2 protein-coding genes are annotated in these 2,203 nt (G+C 67.0%); one reads left to right on the top strand and one right to left on the bottom strand.

Annotated elements, in window-relative coordinates; all coding sequences use genetic code 11:
* Positions 1-20: 20 nt before the first annotated feature.
* A complete protein-coding gene (gene wrbA / locus ELR45_RS02025) occupies positions 21-629 on the bottom strand; it encodes an NAD(P)H:quinone oxidoreductase (RefSeq protein WP_129663005.1) in 609 nt (202 codons plus the stop codon).
* Between the two features lie 279 nt (positions 630-908).
* On the opposite strand from wrbA, the gene ELR45_RS02020 reads away from it, so the two are divergent.
* Positions 909-2,066 (top strand): FAD-dependent monooxygenase, encoded by a 1,158-nt coding sequence (locus ELR45_RS02020; protein ID WP_129663003.1) that lies wholly within the window; start codon positions 909-911, stop codon positions 2,064-2,066.
* Positions 2,067-2,203 lie beyond the last annotated feature (137 nt).

Genomic DNA, 2,203 nt, shown 5'->3' with positions numbered 1-2,203 from the left:
CATCGGTCTCCTCTTGCGCGTCAGCCGCGCGCCTGTTTGAGTGCCTGGGCGATCTCGGTGGCGCGGGCGGCCTGATGGCGGACGGTGTTCAGATGCACCTCTGTCGGCGGCCCGAAGCCGCTGATGTGGGAGGTGCCGTAGGGGTTGCCCAGCTCGTACTGGACGGGATCGGTGTAACCCGGGGGCACGATGACCCCGCCCCAGTGGTAGACCACGTTGTACAGCGACAGCAGTGTGCTCTCCTGCCCGCCGTGGTTGGTGTAGGTGGAGGTGAAGCCGGAGTAGACCTTCCCGGCGAGCAATCCTTGCTCCCAGATCGGTCCGGTGGTGTCGATGAACTGCTTGAGCTGGCTGGCCATAGCGCCGAACCGGGTAGGAGTGCCCAGTAGCACCGCATCTGCCCAGGTGAGGTCGTCATGGCTGGCTTCTGGGATGTCGCTGGTGGAATCGACGTGTTCCGCCCACTCTGCTTTGCCGGCTACCACGTGGTCAGGCGCCAGCTCGGCGACGCGCCGCATGCGCACATCCGCGCCGGCCTTCCGCGCTCCTTCGGCCGCGCCGGTCGCCAGCGCATGCACGTTCCCGGTGGAGCTGTAGTAGATGATCGCGACGTTGACCGGCTCACTCACGTGAAGGTTCCTTTCAGGATGGTCCTTGGCGGCGTCGACGCTAATGCCCGTGCGTGGGGCGGCGAATCTGTCGCGTGACGGTACTTGGCTACGCCTTGACGAGGCCGACGTGAAAGTGGGCGTCGCCTCGCGTAACGAGCTCGTGCGCATGAACCTGTCCTGAACCGCGGCGGATGTGTCCCAGCACACGCGGTTCATCAGTCACGTGACGGATTCCGTCTCGCGCTGGCCGGGCGTAGTGTCGCACGCTGAACACGAGGCATTGATGGGAGTGACGGCATGGCCGGCAACAACAGACCAGCGCGTACGGCGATCGTGGTCGGCGGCGGCATCGGTGGCCTCGCGACCGGGATGGCCCTGCTCGCGCGGGGCTGGCGGGTTCAGGTACTGGAGCGGGCAGCCATGTTCGGCGAGGTCGGGGCGGGCTTGTCACTGTGGCCCAACGGTGTGCGCGCACTGAGCGCGCTGGGGCTGGGCGACCAGGTCCTCGCTCGAGCTCTCGTCGAGACCGAGGCCGGCATCCGCGATACATCCGGGCGCTGGATGTCGCGCACGGACACCGAGGAGCTTGCGCGTCAGTATGGTCCGCTCGTCATGATCCACCGCGCGGACCTGTTCGACATACTCCGAAAGGGTCTGCCGGATGGTTCTCTGCATGCCGGAACCACCGTGACCGATGTACGCACGAGTGCCGGAGCAGTGGAGGTCCGCCATGGCGGGGGCGTCCTGGAGGCCGACCTCGTCGTCGGAGCCGATGGGATTCGCAGCGTCGTCAGGAAGGCACTGTGGGAGCAGGACCCAACGCCGCGATACGTGGGTTACACGGCCTGGCGACTCGTTGCGGACCCCGGTGAGCGGCTCTCCGCGGGAGGCGAGACGTGGGGACGTGGTGAACGAGTCGGGCTTGCGCCGTTACCGGACGGACGTACGTACATGTTCGGCGTAGCCAACGCCGCGGAAGGCGAGCGCAGCGCCGACGGTGAGCTCGCTGAGCTTCGCCGCCGTTTCGGCCGCTGGCACAGTCCGATCCCGGCACTGCTCGATGCCGCGGACGAGCACGCGGTGATGCGCCACGACGTGTACGAGCTGCCGCCGCTGCGCACGTTCGTATCCGGGCGGGTGGCACTGGTGGGCGACGCGGCACACGCCATGACACCGAACATGGGCCAGGGTGCCAACCAGGCGCTGGAGGATGCTCTCACGCTGGCGGCGCTGCTTGATGAACACGGCACCGTGCCGGAGGCACTGACGGAGTACGACCGTACACGGCGGCCGCGCACCCAGAAGATCGCTCAGCGGTCCGCCCGGATCGGGTCCGTCGCGCAATGGGCCTCGCCGCTCGCCGCCGTCGTTCGCGACCTCATGATGCGCTTGACGCCCAGCTCGGCGATGCGCAGATCACTGCATAGCGTTCTATCCTGGACTCCGCCGACGTAGCCGGCGGCAAGCCATATGTTGGTGCCGGTGAACTTGGCGGTTGCTGCGGGCAGCGGGCAGAGCAGGTACGGTCAGTTCAATACCACCGATACCAGAAGGAATCCGACACCGTGTCTGATCAGCCCGGCCAGATCGAC

The sequence above is a fragment of the Phytoactinopolyspora endophytica genome (assembly GCF_004138495.1).
In the GTDB taxonomy this organism is placed as follows: Bacteria; Actinomycetota; Actinomycetes; order Jiangellales; family Jiangellaceae; genus Phytoactinopolyspora; species Phytoactinopolyspora endophytica.
This window is presented reverse-complemented; position numbering and strand designations above follow the sequence as displayed.